The sequence below is a fragment of the Achromobacter sp. genome, from assembly GCF_036567245.1.
Taxonomy (GTDB): Bacteria; Pseudomonadota; Gammaproteobacteria; order Burkholderiales; family Burkholderiaceae_B; genus Achromobacter.
In genome coordinates this window covers 1-16,245 of sequence record NZ_DATCUY010000697.1, presented here as the reverse complement: position 1 = coordinate 16,245, position 16,245 = coordinate 1, and the positions used below count along the sequence as shown (strand labels likewise).

The following is a 16,245-nucleotide window of genomic DNA, read 5'->3' as shown; positions in this document are numbered from 1 at the left end:
TGATCAAACGGAAGTATGCACAAAATGGGCGATGCGCTCGGCTGCCTGCACGCAGTCAGCCAAAGGCGCCACCAAAGCAATGCGGATGCGGCCCTGGCCGGGGTTCACGCCGTGCGCCTCGCGCGCCAGGAAGCTGCCCGGCAGCACGGTAACACCAGTACGGCCAAAAAGGTCGCGCACGAAGGCCGTATCCGAGCCGGGCGTGGCCGCCCACAAATAGAACGAGGCCTGCGGGCGGGACACGTCCAGCACGTTCTGCAGGATGGGCACGACGGCGTCGAATTTCTCGCGGTACAGGCGCCGGTTGTCCTTCACGTGCGCCTCGTCCGTCCAGGCCGCAATGCTGGCCGCGGACACGATCGGGCTCATGGCACTGCCATGATACGTGCGATACAGCAGGAAGCGGCCGATCAGCGCGGCGTCGCCCGCCACGAAGCCCGAGCGCAGGCCCGGCACGTTGGAGCGCTTGGACAGGCTGGAGAACGCCACCAGGTTGCGGTAGGTATCGCGGCCCAGGCGGCGCGCCGCCTGCAGGCCGCCCAGCGGCGGATTGCCCTCGTCCAGGTAGATTTCCGAATAGCACTCGTCCGAGACGATCACGAAGCCGTGGCGGTCGGACAGTTCGAACAGCGTTTCCCATTCGTCCAGCGACATGACGTTGCCGGCCGGGTTGCCTGGCGAGCAGACGAACACCATGCGCGTCTTCCTCCAGACGTCGTCCGGCACCTGGTTCCAGTCGCTGGCGAAATTGCGCACCGGATCGGCGTTGACGAAGTAGGGTGTGGCGCCGGCCAGCAGGGCCGCGCCTTCATAGATCTGATAGAAGGGGTTGGGGCAGATCACCACCGAGCCGGCGGCCGGATCGATGACGGTCTGCGTGAACGCAAACAGCGCCTCGCGCGAGCCCAGCGCCGGCAGCACCTGCGTTTCCGGATCGGGGGCAGGGATGCTGTAGCGTCGCGCCAGCCACTCCGAGATCGCCCGGCGCAGCGCCGGGTCGCCCTTGGTGGACGGGTACACGGACAGGCCCGCAAGACTGTCGCGGATGGCCTGTGCGACGCGCTCGGGCGCGGCGTGTTTGGGCTCGCCGATCGACAGATTGATGGGCGTCAGACCGTCCGACTGCTGGCTGGCCGAAGCCAGCAAAGCGCGCAGTTTTTCGAACGGATAGGGGTGTAGGGCATCGAGGCGCGGATTCATGACGCAAGATTTTAACAAGCAAGCTACAATAGCGGGCTTGGCTTAAAGCGAAGGTGGCGAAATTGGTAGACGCACCAGGTTTAGGTCCTGACGCCGTAACAGGTGTAGGGGTTCGAGTCCCCTCCTTCGCACCAACCCTATTTGGGCAGTGATTTGGCATATCGCCAACAGCGCCCTGAAAGCCCCCCGGTATTCGTGCCTGGGGGCTTTTCTTTTGCCGGCACGGGTCTTTCGCTTAGGGATAACCTCCCGTGCCGAAAGCAGGTTTTTGATATATCTTCGCGCTCTTCGGTAAAGGCTTGCCGGTAGGCGCGGTAAAAGCTTCCTGGCAGGCGACGTGGCAGGCGGCCTCCCATACGGCGCCTCGGCCACATCAAACACAGCACCCAAAACAGCACTATAAGGAGAGCCTCCCATGGCGCTCAAGCACGCTGCATTTCTGGATGTCATCGATCTGCGCACCCCGCATCGCGAACACGGGGAGGCCGTCAGCGTCAGCCTGATGAAGACCGCGCACATGCAATTGCTGCAATTGGTACTGCCAGCCGGAAAGGGCCTCCCGCAGCACGCCGTGGCGGGCGAAATCACCATCCAGTGCATCACCGGCGAGGTGAGCGTGACATCGCGCGATGGTATCCGCCAATTGCGCGAAGACCAGCTCATGGCGCTGGCCGCCCACGAGCCGCACGCATTGCTGGGTGTGCGCGACGCCACCGTGCTGGTGACGGTGCTGCACGCCGCCGCCGAGTAATTCCTCCAATCCTGCCCTTACGCGTTCCCTGCGAGGTGAGCCGTGCATGAGTTGCTGGCCGACTGGTGCGAAATCCTGAACCGCCTGTTGCGGGACGTGGCCAATGCGCAGGCCACGGCGCAGGCGCGCGACAATGCGCTGCGGCATGCGCATCGGCATTCCTGCCAGGCGCCGATCTGTTTCCGCATGTCTGGCGCCACGGTCAGCCGTTTGGCAGAAACGCTGGAATGCGCCATCCGCGCATCTTGCGCCCGCCAGGACAACTCAGCGTGGCTGCTGGCGCTGGACACGGCTTACACCCAATTCCTGCTTTGCCTGATTCGCGACGTCGACCGGTGGTCCAGCGCCGGGCTGGAAGAAATCGCGGCTTAGGCTCGGGCGGTCCATTGAAATACTGGATAAAAATACAGCAATCTGGTTCAATCTGACCATGCGCCGGGCCAGGCCCGCCACGCCCGCCCGGGCCACGCCGCCCACCTCCACGACCAGAACGAACCATGAAATTCGGATACACCATCATCTACGTGCCCGACGTCGCCGCATCGCTGTCCTTTTTTGAACAGGCGTTCGGATTCACCAGGCGCTTCCTGCATGAATCCCAGACCTACGGCGAACTCGAAACCGGCGAGACCACGCTATCGTTCGCCGCGCATGAACTGGGCGAGGCGAATTTCCATGGTGGCCATGTGGCGGCGTCCTCCTCGGCCGAGCCCCTGGGCATGGAAGTGGCATTCGTGACGGACGACGTTGCCGCCGCGCATGCCCGCGCGCTTGCGGCCGGCGCAACCGAAATGAGCGCGCCCGCGCCCAAGCCCTGGGGGCAGGTCGTGTCATATGTGCGTTGTCCGGACGGCACGCTGGTGGAGCTTTGCACGCCGGTGCACGGCTAGGCGCGTTCGCGGCCACCACGCTGGCCATGCGCCAGACCCGCGCCCGGCCCAGCCGATATCTACCGAGCCTTTCCCGCCTGCACCTTTCCGTCTAGCCGGTCAGGGCGATCCCCCGGCCCATCCCGCGACGTTACCGTGGTTGCGGCAGGGGTGCCGGCGTCCGGCTGCGCTCAAGAATTGTCAAGATTTACATTGCTTTGAAGTTGCCGCTCCCGCCCCGCGATACCGTTGCATTTTCGTTTTTCGGGGAGTCGACATGTATTCGCTTTCTAAGCGTTGCGGCGCGGAGTTCTTTGGCACGTTCTGGCTGGTATTGGGTGGCTGCGGCGCGGCGGTGCTGGCCGCTGGTTTCCCTGAGCTGGGCATCGGCTTCGCGGGCGTGGCGCTGGCTTTCGGCCTGACCGTGCTGACCATGGCGTTCGCGGTTGGCCATATTTCCGGCGGGCATTTCAACCCTGCCGTCACGGTCGGTCTGGTGGCGGGCGGACGTTTTCCCGCCAAGGAAATCCTGCCCTACGTCATCGCCCAGGTTCTGGGGGCGATCGTGGCCGCGGCGGTGCTGGCCTGCATCGCGAGCGGCAAGCTGGGCTTCGACCTCAAGGGCAGCCATTTCGCGGCCAACGGTTACGGCGCCTATTCGCCGGGCAAGTACTCGATGGTGTCCGCCCTGGTGACGGAAGTCGTGCTGACCGCGGGCTTCATCTTCGTGATCCTGGGTGCCACCAGCAAGCGCGCGCCCGCCGGTTTTGCGGCAATCCCGATCGGACTGGCGCTGACGCTCATCCACCTGATCAGCATTCCGGTGACCAATACCTCGGTCAATCCGGCCCGTTCCACCGGCCCCGCGCTGTTCGTGGGCGGCTGGGCGCTGGAGCAGCTGTGGCTGTTCTGGGTCGCGCCGATAGTCGGGGCGATCGTCGGCGCCATCGCCTACCGGCTGGTCAGCGATCCGGCCCAGGAACGCGCCTAGCACAGGTGCTTGGCCGGGCCGTGCCGGGACCGCATCCCCGGCACGGCCCGGCCGTTTCATGCCTGCGGCGCCGCCGCGCAATGCGGTTGCGCAATGCCCGCGACCAGCATCGAAGCCCCCGCTCTCGCGGCCGGGCGATAATGGGGCCGAGTCCCCGGTTGTTGTTCCCGGCGCCTTGCCGGGCCGGGCTCAGAAGAAAAAGAACCCCGATCCGTCCCATGAGTGAATTCACGATTGCCATCAATCTTGCGCTGGCCATGCTGCTGGGCGCCGCCGTCGGCGTCGAGCGCCAATGGCGCCAGAACTACGCGGGCGTGGTTACGCATGCCCTGGTCTCGCTGGGCGCGGCCGCCTATACCGCCTTGCCCGCGCTGCTGGACGCCAGCAACGATATGCGCCTGGGCAGCCAGGTCGTGACCGGTATCGGCTTCCTGGGCGCCGGCCTGATCATGCGGGACGGCCTGACCATACGCGGCCTGAGCGCGGCGGCCACCATCTGGGCCACCGGCGCGGTGGGCGTGCTGGCTGGCTACGGCTTCCTGGCCGAAGCCAGCGCGGTGACGGCGCTGATCCTGGTCACCAACGTGCTGCTGCGGCGCGGCGCCAGGCTGGTGGACCGCTACGTGCCCGAAGCGGAAACCGAGGAGCGCTACTACAACATCGCCTTGACCTGCGCCTCCACGGACGAAGCCTTGGTACGGGCGGAACTGCTGAACGCCCTGGGCAAGCACAGCCTGCGCCTGCGCGGCGTGGAAAGCCAGCAGCGCGACGGCGGCCGCTCCGAAGTGACCGCGGTGGTCTATTCCATGCGCCAGGAAGACGAGCGGGTGGAGCAACTGGTGGGCAGCCTCAGCCTGCTGCCGCAGACCTATTCGGCCAGATGGACCTCGGACACCGGCAACGCCTGATGCCCTCGGTAATCAGGACGCCGTAAGTCCGATGTCAATACGCTTGCACACCTGCTTCCAGATGATGAGCGTATTCCGTGACGACACCGATTCCTTCCGCCGCGCCCGCCGGCCTTGCGCACTATGACCGCATCACCATCGCATTTCACTGGCTGACGGCCGTGCTGGTGGTGGGTCTGTTCGCCCTGGCCGAAATCTGGGGCTTCCTGCCGCGCGGCACGCCTACGCGGCGCCTGCTGCAGCACCTGCACATTTCGTTCGGCCTGCTGTTTGCTGCGGTGTTCGTGCTGCGCGCCGTCTGGCGCCTCACCGAGGGCAGGCGCTTGCCGCCGGCGTCGACCGGCTGGCTGCGCGCGGCTAGTACGGGCGTACACGGATTACTGTACCTGTTGATGGCGACGCAGATCGTGCTGGGCTTTCTGTTCCGCTGGGCGCAGGGGGAGCCGTTCGCGTTCTTCGGCCTGTTCGACGTGCCCACGCTGATCGCCATCGACCACGAGCAGCGCCGCTTCATCGGCGGACTGCACAACACCGTGGCGTGGTGCATCATCGCGCTGGCGCTGCTGCACGCGTTGGCGGGGCTCTTCCACCATTACGTCCTGCGCGACGGGGTGCTGCGCCGCATGCTCGCCAGCCGCTGAGGCGGGCGCGGCAAAGGCGGGGGGTGAAAGCCGGGCCGGGCAGGTTGTACATTACGCACTATCACTGCCTTACTTCCACAGGATGCACCCATCATGACCGCCCCAGAAGTGTTTATCTCCTCCTCGATCAGCTGCGCGAACGATCGCCCCTTCGTGCTGTTCGGCGGCATCAACGTGTTGGAATCGAAGGAATTGGCGCTGCGCGCCTGCGAGGAGTACCAGCGCGTCACCCGCAAGCTGGGCATCCCGTACGTGTTCAAGGCCTCCTTCGACAAGGCCAACCGCTCGTCCATCCATTCCTATCGTGGTCCGGGGCTGGAAGAGGGCATGAAGATCTTCGAAGCGGTCAAGAAGGAATTCGGCGTGCCCGTCATCACCGACGTGCATGAGCCCTGGCAGGCGGCTCCCGTAGCCGAGGTCGTCGACATCCTGCAGTTGCCGGCCTTTCTGGCCCGGCAGACGGACCTGGTGGTGGCGCTGGCCAAGACCGAGCGCATCATCAACATCAAGAAGCCACAGTTTCTCAGCCCGGGCCAGATGCTGAACATCGTCGAGAAGTTCACCGAGGCCGGCAACGACAAGCTCATCCTGTGCGACCGCGGCACCAGCTTCGGCTATGACAATCTGGTTGTAGACATGCTAGGGTTTGGCGTGATGAAGAAAGTGTCCGGCAACCGGCCGCTGATTTTCGACGTCACGCATGCCTTGCAGCAGCGTTCGGCGCTGGACGCCGCTTCGGGCGGCCGTCGTGAGCAGGTGGCCGAACTGGCGCGCGCAGGCATGGCCGTGGGGTTGGCCGGCCTGTTCCTGGAAGCCCACCCCGACCCCAAGAACGCGAAGTGCGACGGCCCCAGCGCCTTGCCGCTGGACAAGCTGGAGCCTTTCCTGACCCAGCTGAAGAGGCTGGACGACCTGGTGAAGTCCTTTGCCCCCATCGACATCGAACCCTGAGACTGGCGGTCATAACGGCTGCGCAAAGTTGTTATACGATCCGGGCCAAACATTGGGGAGGCCGGGATGTCTTTGTATGTGATCGTCGCCGTTCGAAAAGAGCCCGTCAGCGGGCATGTGGCCTATGTGCGCTGGGGCCAGGCCGAACGCGGCGTCCCCGGCTGGGTCACCGAGCCGGTGACGGCGGCGGCATCCGAAGTCATCGAGGCCATCAAGGACGGAGCGGAAGTCGAAACCGCCATCAGCCAGGACGGCATGAGCGTGGCGCTGCGGCCGGTGCGCGTGCTGGTGGACGACGACGGACGCGAGCATCTCGCGTCCGTGCCGGTTCCCAGCTCAACCCTGTACACGCTGTTCGACCTGCCGGAATTTTGATCCGGGCAGGTCGGCTGGCGGCGCTTAGCGCCGGCCCTGCGCGAAATTGAGCAGGGCGTCTCCCGCCATCCGGTAGCGCACCCATTCGTCTTGCGGCCGCGCGCCGATCGACTTGTAGAAATCGATGGCGGGCGTGTTCCAGTCCAGCACGCTCCATTCCAGCCGGCCGCAGCCATTGGCCACCGCTTCTTGCGCCAGATGGCGCAGCAGGTCGCGGCCCGCGCCGATGCCGCGCTGTTCCGGCGTGATGTACAGGTCTTCCAGATAGATGCCGTTCTTGCCCAGCCAAGTCGAATAGCTGTAGAAGTAGACGGCGTAGCCGATGGGCTTGCCGTCCAGCAGGCACATCAAGGCCTTGGCCGGCGCCTGCTCGGCGAACAGGGTGCGCGCGACGTCCTCGGCGCTGGCGATCACTTCATGGGCGGCGCGCTCGTACACGGCCAGCTCGGTGATGAACGCATGGATCTGGGCCGCATCCGAGGCGACGGCCGGACGAATTTCGATAGTCACGGGTACTTCCTGCTACTTTTTTTGGGGGGGCCTTATCCTACCCGTGAATCCGGCTGCGCGCATGCTTGTCTGGCGCACCGATTTCGGGAATACCCTTACTTGCGCGCTGGGCGCTCGGGGGCGATTCTTGAAAGCGTTCTGCCCTCGAGTCCAATGCGTACAACAGGGGACATCTCCCATGCCTGAGTCTGGCTCCGCCACCTCCAGCACGCCTGCAGCAAGCCGTAAAAGGCGTCGCCTGTCATGGATCTGGCTCGTCCCCCTCATCGCAGCCTTGGGCGGGCTGGCGCTGGTTGTGCGCGTCTGGATGGAGGCGGGCCCCACGGCCACCATCAGCTTCCAGACCGCCGAAGGGCTCGAAGCCGGCAAAACCCAGGTCCGCTACAAAGAAGTCAACGTCGGCGTGGTCGAGCGCGTGGCTTTGAATTCCGACCGCTCGGGCATCGTCGCCACCGTGCGCATCAACAAGGAAGCCGCCAGCCTGCTGCAGGAAGGGACCGTGTTCTGGGTGGTCCGGCCTCGGCTGACCCTGAGTGGCGTGTCGGGGCTGAGCACCTTGTTCTCCGGGGCGTACATCGGCGTGGATCCGTCCGACCAGTTCCGCCAGGAGGGAGAAAGCCGGGCTTCCAAGTACAGCTTCGTTGGGCTGGAAATCCCGCCCGAAGTGGCGCAGGACCGCGCAGGCAAGCGCTTTACCCTCAAGGCCCACGACCTGGGTTCGCTGGACGTGGGCTCACCCGTATACTTCCGGCGCATCGCGGTGGGGCAGGTGGTGGCCTACCACCTGGACAGCAGCGGCGAGGGCGTCAACGTGCAGGTGTTCATCGACGCGCCCAATGACGACTACGTCAACAGCGCCACGCGCTTCTGGAACGCCAGCGGCGTGGACTTCAGCGTCGATGCGCGCGGCCTGCAGGTGCGCTCGCAATCTCTGCTGTCGGTAATCGTGGGGGGCGTCGCGTTCGACACCATCGAGCAGCACGCGCACGTGACGGCCAAGGCCGACGCGGAGTTCACCATTTTTCCGTCGGAAGGCGCGGCTCGCGCGCAACCCGATGGCGCGCCGCTGCACATCCGCATGCGCTTTGACCAGTCGGTGCGGGGACTGGTGGTGGGCGCGCCCATCGACGCCTATGGCGCGGCCATCGGTCAGGTGGATTCGATCCGCCTGGAGTTCGACCCGGCCATCAAGCAGTTCTACGCGCTGGTCGGCGCTACCGTCTATCCCGAACGCCTGGGCGCGCAGACGGTCGAGGAAATCAAGGAATACTCGGGTTCGACCCTGGAGCATCCCAGCGGCAAGTTGCTGGCTGCCTTGATCCAGCAGGGCCTGCGCGCACAACTGCGCATCGGCAACCTGCTGACCGGCCAGCTGTATGTCGCCCTGGCGGTGTTCCCGGAAGCCAAGCCAGTGACGTTCAAGATGGAAGAGGATCCGTTCATTCCCACCGTGCCGAACAATCTCGATCAGTTGCAGCAGCAGATCAACAGCATCCTGACCAAGCTGGACAGAGTGCCGTTCGAAGGTCTGGGGGCCGATCTGGGCCAGTTGCTGCGTGCCACTTCCAGCTTGATGAAGCGCCTGGATACCCGCCTGGCGCCCGAGGCCCAAGCCATGCTGCGCCAGGCTGGCAAATCGCTGGCCGCCGTAGGAGGCGTGCTGAGCCCCGATGCCGGCCTGCCGGTCAATGCCAACGCGGTCCTGCAGGAACTGTCGCGTACGGCGCGGTCCCTGCGCGAGCTGGCGGACTACCTGCAAGCGCATCCGGAGTCGCTGCTGCGCGGCCGCGCGCCGGACGCCCAGTACCAGCGCCAGCCGGCGCGCTAGGGCCCGTCAGTGCCGCAGGCCGTGGCTATCCGCCCAGCCACTGCGCAATCTGGCGGGCGCTGGATTGCGCATCCGTGCCCGAGGTGTCCAGCACCAGATCGCTGAACGGACGCGCGGCATAGCCTTCGAGGTACATCTGCGCGACGCGCTGGCGCTCCCAGTCGGTCAGTATGCGTCCGCCCCGGTCCGATTGGGCAGCCGCCAGCGTGGGCGCCAGCGTCACCACCCGCAGCAGGGCGGAACGTTGTTGGCACGCAGCCAGTATCTGTTCGTAGCTGTCCTGTTCCAAGGGATAGGCGATGACCAGATAGCGGTCCTGCGTGGTGGCGATCAAATTGGTGATGCGGGCCAGCGCCTGCGCCCATTGCTCGGGGTATGGCAGATGGCTGGGGGCGTCGTGGTCGTCGCCGTCGATGAAGCGCGCGGCGGGCAGCAGGGCGGCCAAGGCGGCGCCCACCGTGGATTTTCCGCTGTTGATCGGACCGTTGAGGTGGATGACGGTGGTGTCGGGATAAGAGATGGCGGGTCCTTTCAGGGCTGGCGGGCGCGTAAGCGTACCAGCGCCCGGGCCGGCCGAGTCAGAACAGGCATTGCCGCAAGGCGAATTTGCGGCCGAAAGCGCGGACTTCGTCGCCGTCCACGGAAGCCGCCAGGTCCCAGCGGTCGCCGCGCGTCACCAGGAAGGAACGGCCGACAAAGGCGTGGCGCAAGGCGAATTGCCAGAACGCGGCCTCGGAGCCCACCGGCTCGAGATCGTGCGGTCCGATCAGCAGGCGGGAGGGGCGCGGCGTTGCGCCCAGCGTCCAGCGCAAGGCGATTCCCAGGAATGCAAAACGTGCAGAGAGCGACGAAGGCTGTACGGTCAGCACGCGGATTCTGTTGATCATGGCGAGGACCTCTTGCAGATGAAGTCCAGCGTAGCAAAAGCGGCCAGGGCCTTCCATACCTCCTTTGGCGGAACCTGGCGGCCCGGCTGAATCCTATTTCTGGATGGCCCCTGGCGCGTGGTTGCGGGTGATGCGGCCGAGCAGCAGCAGCGCCCCCGCCGGCGCCAGCGCGAACGCCGCGAATAGCCATTGCGCCGCATGCTGCGCGCCCGCCACGCCACCGGGATCCGCCAGACCCGCACTGTTGGTGATGACGCCGGCCAGCGCTGCCGTCAATGCGGTCGCGTAAAGCTGCACGGTGGTGATGGACGAGGAGGTCAAGGTTTCTTCACCGGCAGGCGCAGCGGTGAAGATGCGCGTCAGCAGATGCGGCCAGCTCAGGCCGATACCGAAGCCCACGCCGGCCAGCGCCAGCACATAGACCGCCAGCCCGGAGTAGGACTGCAACTGCGCCGCGCGCGGCGTCATCCAGGCCAGGGCGGCCAACGCGGCCAGGATCACCACAGGGCTCAGCCGCACCAGGAAATTGGCGGCCGGGCCGCTGCGGGTGGCGCTGGGCATGGCCGCCAGAGTCCAGCCCGCCGCCATGGCCGCCGTCATGTAGCCGGCGGCCAAGGGTGTCATGCCATGGATCACTTGCAGGAAATACGGCACGAAGATCTCGGTGGTGATGGCGGCCACCACCAGGCACATGACCGCGTACAGCGCGCCCAGCGGCGTAGCGATGGAGTAGGCGCCGGTAGGCAGCAGCCGCTTCACGGCGCGCTTGTCCACCGCCGCGATCAACGCGGCGATGGCCAGCCCGGCGGCAATGCCTGCAAGGTTCCAGCGCAGATCCGTCGACAGGCTGGCCAGCGTGATTGCCAGCACGCTGGCCACCAGCAGCCCCAGCGTGGTCAGGGGCAGGGGGCTGGGCCGGGCCGGCGGGACCGATTCCTTGCCGCCGACCTTGAGGGCCACGATCGCGGCCAGGCCCGCGGCGACGGGCAGCAAGGCCCAAAACGCCAGCCGCCAGTGCCCGGTCTGGGCGAATACGCCGCCGATGGCGGGCCCGCACAGCGTGGCGACGCCCCACATGCCCGATACCAGGGCCATGGCGCGCGACCAGAGCGGCGCCTCGAACACCAGGCGGATCAGGGCATAGCTGAGCGCGAACAGGATGCCGCCGCCCAGGCCCTGGATGCTGCGTCCGGCCAGCAGCATGGGCATGCTGGGCGCCAGCGCGCACACCACCGAACCGACGGTGAACACCGCGACGGCGAGCAGATAGGCCGCGCGCGGTCCCAAAGTTTCGATCAACCGGGCGGACAGCGCCGACCCGACGATGGAAGTCACGACGAACAGCGTGGTGTTCCAGGCGTAGTACTCCAGTCCGCCGATGTCCTTGATGACGCTGGGCAGGATGGTGGTGACGATGTAGACGTTGATGGCGTGCAACGCCACGCCGCCCGCCAGCGCGATGGAACGCAGGGCATTGGTCCCATGCAGCAGATCTGCCCAGGACGCGCTTGAAACATGGGTTGTGCCGGTGCTCACGCGATCTTCCGCCTTCGAGAGAAATTATTTAAACAAGATTTATATTGGATAATACGCATGGCTGGGTGCAACCGCAAACGCCGTATTGCAGCGCTGCAGCCATTCTCGCGGCCGCGGTCAGGGCTTGCGCAAGCCGCGCAGCAGCAGTTCCAGCGCCTGCAAAGCCTGCGCCAGACGCGGGCCATCCGCGGGATCCTGCGCGATCCAGAAAGCGCTTTCGACCAGGCTGCCATTGATCAGCCGCGCCATCGCCTGCGGCGCCGCCTGCTCGATCACGTCCTGGTCCATCATCGTCTGCAACAGCGCGCCCAGCGAAGCAATGCACTGCTGCTGCGAACCGTCAGCCGCCGCGCCCAGCACTGCCCGCGCGTCCTGCAGCACGATGCGGCGGATCTCGGGTTCGGCCGCCATCTCCAGATAGGCGCGGCAGCGCCCGCGCAAGGCCGTCCAGGCATCAGGCGCCCGCGCCGCGATGGCGGCCAGGCGCTGGTCCATTTCGCCGTCGATCTGTTCGACTACCGCGGCGAGCAAGCCTTTCTTGTCGCCGAAATGGTGGTACAGCGCGCCCCGGGTCAGTCCTGCGGCCGCGGTGAAATCGTCCATCGATGTGGCCGCGTAGCCGTCCTCGCGGAAGGCCTGCCTGGCCGTGGCCAGCAGTTTCGCGCGGGTGGCTTCTATCATCTCGGCGCGGGAACGCGTCATGCTCCTCTCCAAAGACATACGATACGTATGTAAATTGACATACGCATCGTATGTGAATACGATGCCGCTGTCCATGCCATTCAAAGGTTTCCGGTGTCGAATCCGTATCGCGAGCTGTTCAAGGCGCCCGGCGCCCTGGGTTTTGTCCTGGCTGGCGCCGTCGCGCGCCTGCCTTTGCCCATGATCGGCATAGGCATCATCACCATGCTGTCCGAAGTGCGCGGCGCCTACGCGCTGGCGGGTGGCGTCGCGGCCACGTTTGCTTTGGCCACCGCCTTGCTGGCTCCGCGGATTTCCCGTCTGGTGGACCTCCATGGTCAGGGCAGGGTGCTGCCGGTGGCGGCGGGACTCAGCGTCGCGGGGCTGATCGGCCTGGCGGCTTGCGTGCAATGGGGAACGCCCGATTGGACCCTGTTCCTCTTTGCCGCGCTGGCGGGCGCCTTGCCCAGCATGCCGGCGATGATACGCGCGCGCTGGACCGAGATCTTCAGGGACCAACCGCAGTTGCGCACCGCCTATGCGCTGGAGTCCGTGGCCGACGAGCTGAGTTTCATTGTCGGTCCGCCGCTGGCCGTCGGGCTGAGCGTCCTGTTCTTTCCCCAAGCCGGCCCGTTGTTCGCGGCATTGCTGCTTGCAGTGGGCGTCACGGCCTTCGTCGTGCAGCGTGCCACGGCGCCTGCCGTGCGGTTCAGGCAGGAGGGGCGTCAGGCGTCCGTCCTGCGTATGCCGCTGATGTGCTCCCTGCTTGCCATGATGGCGGCCATGGGCGTCATCGTCGGCACCATTGATGTGTTGAGCGTCGCGTTCGCACGTCAGCAGGGCTTCCCGGCCGGCGCCAGCCTGGTGTTGTCCGCCTATGCCCTGGGCTCCTGCGTCGCAGGCCTGGTGTTCGGCGTGCTGAAGTTCCAGATGCCGCTTGCCCGCCTTCTGGTGGTCGCGGCGGCAGTCACGGCGTTCACTACGGTTCCGCTGCTGCTGGTGAACGACCTGCTTACCCTGGCGCTCGGCGTGCTGTTGGCCGGCCTGTCCTTCGCGCCGACCATGATCATCGCGATGGCGCTGGTGGAAGGCAGCGTGCCCGGCCATCGCCTGACGGAGGGCCTGACATGGCTGGTGACAGGCCTGGGTGCAGGCGTGGCGGCGGGCGCGGCGCTGGCAGGCTGGGTGGTCGACCACCATGGCGTGGGCGCGGGGTTCTGGACGGCGGTATGCGCGGGGGCGATCGTGCTGCTGGCCGCCTTGCCGGCTGGGCGCGGCCCCGTAACGGGACGTGCCGGCGCCTGAGGTGGCGGGTCGATAGAATGGCAGCTTCGGCGCCTGTTCAGGCGCGCCGCCCGGAGATGCTCATGTCCAGAATCGTTGTCAACCCCGATACCGTGCCCAATACCGTGCAATACGGATTCAGCCAGGCCGTCATCGTCACGGGGCAGCGCCGCATGCTGCTCTCCGGCCAGGTTGGCGTCGATGCCAACGAACGCACGGCGGGGCCGGGCCTGCAGGAGCAGACCGAGGCCGCGCTGGACAATGTCGAGCGAGTGCTTGCCGCGGCCGGCGGCACCCTGGCGCAGGTCATCATGTTGCGCATCTACATCTGTGAAACGGCCAGGGAAGATCAGGAAGTCATCGCCCAGGCGCTGCGCGACCGCTTCAAGAAGGATCCCCCGCCGTCGTCCTGGGTCATCGTCAGCGGCTTGTCGCTACCGGAATGGCTGATCGAGATCGAGGCGGAGGCCATGCTGGACTAGGCGCGCCAGGGCGCCGCGGCAAAGGCGGCGCGCAGGTGGGCCAGGAAACCCGCCGTCCGAGCCGGTAGTTCCTGGCGCGATTTCACCAGGGCCACCACATCGGCCGACGGCAGGCTCCAGCCGGGCAGCAAGGGCACCAGCGCGCGCGCTTGCAGGTGCGCCGCCACGTCCCATTCCGACCGGACCATGATGCCGTGTCCGGCCAGGGCCCACTCTACGGCGGTTTCCCCCGCATTGCTCGACAGCGCCGGTGCAATGCGCACCCCCACGGCCGGGCCGCGCCCGTGTTTGAAGCGCCACAAGGTCACGTCTTCATCGTTTTCGCGCAGCGCGATGCAGTCGTGCGTGCGCAGATCCTCGGGCTTGGCGGGAGCGCCGCGCCGCGCCAGGTAGGCGGGCGACGCGCACAGGATCCGGCGGTTGGGCGCCAGCGGGTAGGCGACCAGGGTCGAATCGCGCAGTTCGCCGATATGGACCATTACGTCCCAGTCGTCGGATGCCAGCCGCGGCGGCCCGTCGGACAGGGTCAGGCTGGCCGTCACGTCCGCGCTCTGGTTGCGGAATTCCGCAACCAGCCCGGCGATGTAGCGCTGGCCGAATCCCAACGGGGCGACCACGCGCAGATGGCCCGCCACCACGCCCCGGCGCCCGGCCAGTTCGTCGGCCAGGTCGCCTAGTTCGCCGCAGATCTGTTCCGCCCGCAAGGCCAGCAGCCGGCCTTCGTCGGTCAGCGCGGTGCCGCGTCCCGAACGGTTGACCAGCCTCACGCCCAGGCGTTTCTCAAGCGTGTGCAGCCTCTGGGTGACGGCGGGCGGGGTCACGTCCAGCGCGCGCGCCGCTTCGGCCAGCGAGCGGGTCGCTGCCAGGCTGAGGAAGAAGCGCAGGTCTTCGGTGGTAATCATGCAGGCGTGGATTAATGGATGATTAAGTCCAGATTAAACACGCGGAACCGCTGCCGCGCCATACTTCAGCCATTCCGATTCGCCATGCCGAGAGCGCCATGAACCAGAACGCCACGCCTTCCTCCCTCGATACCCTGGAAACGCCATGCCTGCTGCTGGATGAAACGCGCATGGCGCGCAACATCGAGCGCCTGAACGCGCTGATGGCCGGACACGGTGTGCAATTGCGCCCGCACCTGAAGACGCCCAAATCCATCGACGTCGCGCGTCGGCTCATGTCCACGCCGCAGGGGCCCGCGGCAGTGTCCACGCTGCAGGAAGCCGAGCAGTTCGCGGCCGCCGGCGTCACCGACCTGCTTTACGCCGTGGGCGTGTCGCCCGCCAAACTGGACCGCGTGCTGGCGCTGCGGCGGCGCGGCGTGGATCTCACCGTGGTGGTGGACAGCCTGGAGGCGGCGCGCGCCGTTGCCGAGCGGGGACGGGAGGCAGGCGACGCCATCCCCGCGCTGATCGAGATCGACTGCGACGGCCACCGTGCCGGGGTGCAGCCGGGCAACACGACGCAACTGCTGGCGATCGCACGGGTCCTGCACGAGGAGGGCGCGTGCCTGAGGGGCGTCATGACCCACGCCGGCGAGTCCTACGGCTGCGACAGCGTCGAGGCCATTGCCGACATGGCCGAGCAGGAACGCGTGGCGGCCGTCAGTTGCGCCGAGGCGATACGCGAGGCCGGCCTGCCATGTCCGGTGGTCAGCGTGGGGTCCACGCCCACCGCGCATTTCGCCCGCAAACTCGATGGCGTGACGGAAGTGCGCGCGGGCGTGTATGTGTTCTTCGACCTGGTGATGGCGGGGCTGGGCGTATGCTCGGTGGACGATATCGCCGCCACTGTGTTGACCACCGTGATCGGCCATCAGCCCGACAAGGGCTGGATCCTGGTTGACGCCGGATGGATGGCCATGTCGCGCGACCGGGGCACCGCAAGACAGCGGGTGGACCAGTTGTACGGCCTGGTGTGCGATGCGAGCGGCAAGGTCTATCCCGATCTGCTGCTGGCCGAGACCAACCAGGAGCAGGGCATCATCAAAGTGCGCCCCGGCAGCGGCGCGGCCCTGCCTGAACTGCCCTTGGGCGCGAAGCTGCGCATCGTGCCCAACCACGCCTGCGCCACCTGCGCCCAGCACGAAGCCTACGAGGTCGTGCGCCCGGGTTCGCACGAAGTGGTGGCGCATTGGGAACGCTTTCGCGGCTGGTAGCCGTCATTCAAGAGGAGGCATGCATGGAACTCATCCATACGCATCAGGCCACGCCGCCCGCCGGCCATTATTCGCAGGCGGTCCGCGCCAACGGTTTCATCTTCGTCTCGGGGCAGTTGGGTTTCCTGCCGCCCGCGGCTCCCGGGGAACGGCCCGCGCTGGCCAGCGGCGCGGCTGCGCAGACCCGGGAGGC

19 protein-coding genes and 1 tRNA gene are annotated in these 16,245 nt (G+C 66.5%); 13 read left to right on the top strand and 7 right to left on the bottom strand.

Annotated elements, in window-relative coordinates; all coding sequences use genetic code 11:
• Positions 1–3: 3 nt before the first annotated feature.
• A complete protein-coding gene (gene dapC, locus VIR09_RS30065) occupies positions 4–1,200 on the bottom strand; it encodes a succinyldiaminopimelate transaminase (protein ID WP_332016194.1) in 1,197 nt (398 codons plus the stop codon).
• 47 nt (positions 1,201–1,247) lie between these two features.
• Here dapC and VIR09_RS30060 point away from each other — a divergent pair.
• The 9 genes from VIR09_RS30060 (at position 1,248) to VIR09_RS30020 (ending at position 6,686) form a co-directional block, all read left to right on the top strand.
• Positions 1,248–1,334: transfer RNA gene (locus VIR09_RS30060), tRNA-Leu, on the top strand.
• Between the two features lie 281 nt (positions 1,335–1,615).
• Positions 1,616–1,951: a cupin domain-containing protein gene (locus tag VIR09_RS30055; protein ID WP_332016193.1), complete on the top strand. Its 336-nt coding sequence runs from the start codon at positions 1,616–1,618 to the stop codon at positions 1,949–1,951.
• Between the two features lie 42 nt (positions 1,952–1,993).
• On the top strand, positions 1,994–2,323 hold the full coding sequence (locus VIR09_RS30050) for a hypothetical protein (RefSeq protein WP_332016192.1): 330 nt from the start codon (positions 1,994–1,996) through the stop codon (positions 2,321–2,323).
• 125 nt (positions 2,324–2,448) lie between these two features.
• Complete coding sequence (locus tag VIR09_RS30045; RefSeq protein WP_332016191.1) at positions 2,449–2,841, top strand: VOC family protein; 393 nt, start codon at positions 2,449–2,451, stop codon at positions 2,839–2,841.
• A gap of 256 nt (positions 2,842–3,097) precedes the next feature.
• Positions 3,098–3,811 carry an aquaporin Z gene (gene aqpZ / locus VIR09_RS30040; RefSeq protein WP_332016190.1) on the top strand — a complete coding sequence of 238 codons (714 nt, stop codon included), beginning with the start codon at positions 3,098–3,100 and terminating at the stop codon, positions 3,809–3,811.
• A 218-nt stretch (positions 3,812–4,029) separates the two neighbouring features.
• Entirely contained in the window at positions 4,030–4,719 is a 690-nt protein-coding gene (locus tag VIR09_RS30035; RefSeq protein ID WP_332016189.1) for an MgtC/SapB family protein, read from the top strand.
• Positions 4,720–4,796: 77 nt separating this feature from the next.
• On the top strand, positions 4,797–5,360 hold the full coding sequence (locus VIR09_RS30030) for a cytochrome b (RefSeq protein ID WP_332016188.1): 564 nt from the start codon (positions 4,797–4,799) through the stop codon (positions 5,358–5,360).
• A gap of 93 nt (positions 5,361–5,453) precedes the next feature.
• Positions 5,454–6,311, top strand: coding sequence for a 3-deoxy-8-phosphooctulonate synthase (gene kdsA, locus VIR09_RS30025; RefSeq protein ID WP_332016187.1), 858 nt, complete (start codon positions 5,454–5,456; stop codon positions 6,309–6,311).
• Between the two features lie 66 nt (positions 6,312–6,377).
• Complete coding sequence (locus VIR09_RS30020; RefSeq protein WP_207464409.1) at positions 6,378–6,686, top strand: carbohydrate isomerase; 309 nt, start codon at positions 6,378–6,380, stop codon at positions 6,684–6,686.
• Between the two features lie 24 nt (positions 6,687–6,710).
• Here the strand turns inward: VIR09_RS30020 and VIR09_RS30015 are convergent, their stop codons facing one another.
• Entirely contained in the window at positions 6,711–7,196 is a 486-nt protein-coding gene (locus VIR09_RS30015; RefSeq protein ID WP_332016186.1) for a GNAT family N-acetyltransferase, read from the bottom strand.
• Between the two features lie 178 nt (positions 7,197–7,374).
• Between VIR09_RS30015 and VIR09_RS30010 the strand changes: the two genes are divergently transcribed.
• Complete coding sequence (locus VIR09_RS30010) at positions 7,375–9,024, top strand: intermembrane transport protein PqiB (RefSeq protein WP_332016185.1); 1,650 nt, start codon at positions 7,375–7,377, stop codon at positions 9,022–9,024.
• A 25-nt stretch (positions 9,025–9,049) separates the two neighbouring features.
• On the opposite strand, the gene VIR09_RS30005 is transcribed toward VIR09_RS30010, so the two are convergent.
• The 4 genes from VIR09_RS30005 to VIR09_RS29990 form a co-directional block, all read right to left on the bottom strand.
• On the bottom strand, positions 9,050–9,481 hold the full coding sequence (locus tag VIR09_RS30005; protein WP_332016184.1) for a shikimate kinase: 432 nt from the start codon (positions 9,479–9,481) through the stop codon (positions 9,050–9,052).
• A 121-nt stretch (positions 9,482–9,602) separates the two neighbouring features.
• Entirely contained in the window at positions 9,603–9,911 is a 309-nt protein-coding gene (locus VIR09_RS30000; RefSeq protein WP_332016183.1) for a hypothetical protein, read from the bottom strand.
• Between the two features lie 93 nt (positions 9,912–10,004).
• On the bottom strand, positions 10,005–11,447 hold the full coding sequence (locus VIR09_RS29995; protein WP_332016182.1) for an MFS transporter: 1,443 nt from the start codon (positions 11,445–11,447) through the stop codon (positions 10,005–10,007).
• 117 nt (positions 11,448–11,564) lie between these two features.
• Positions 11,565–12,149 (bottom strand): helix-turn-helix domain-containing protein, encoded by a 585-nt coding sequence (locus VIR09_RS29990; RefSeq protein WP_332016181.1) that lies wholly within the window; start codon positions 12,147–12,149, stop codon positions 11,565–11,567.
• Between the two features lie 93 nt (positions 12,150–12,242).
• On the opposite strand from VIR09_RS29990, the gene VIR09_RS29985 reads away from it, so the two are divergent.
• Both VIR09_RS29985 and VIR09_RS29980 read left to right on the top strand, forming a co-directional pair.
• Positions 12,243–13,433 (top strand): MFS transporter, encoded by a 1,191-nt coding sequence (locus tag VIR09_RS29985; RefSeq protein WP_332016180.1) that lies wholly within the window; start codon positions 12,243–12,245, stop codon positions 13,431–13,433.
• Positions 13,434–13,495: 62 nt separating this feature from the next.
• On the top strand, positions 13,496–13,894 hold the full coding sequence (locus tag VIR09_RS29980) for a RidA family protein (RefSeq protein WP_332016179.1): 399 nt from the start codon (positions 13,496–13,498) through the stop codon (positions 13,892–13,894).
• Here VIR09_RS29980 and VIR09_RS29975 read toward each other — a convergent pair.
• Positions 13,891–14,796, bottom strand: coding sequence for a LysR family transcriptional regulator (locus tag VIR09_RS29975; RefSeq protein WP_332016178.1), 906 nt, complete (start codon positions 14,794–14,796; stop codon positions 13,891–13,893). The genes VIR09_RS29980 and VIR09_RS29975 overlap by 4 nt on opposite strands.
• Before the next feature lie 98 nt (positions 14,797–14,894).
• Here VIR09_RS29975 and VIR09_RS29970 point away from each other — a divergent pair, with 98 nt between their 5' ends.
• Complete coding sequence (locus tag VIR09_RS29970; protein ID WP_332016177.1) at positions 14,895–16,052, top strand: DSD1 family PLP-dependent enzyme; 1,158 nt, start codon at positions 14,895–14,897, stop codon at positions 16,050–16,052.
• The last annotated feature ends 193 nt before the right edge of the window (positions 16,053–16,245 follow it).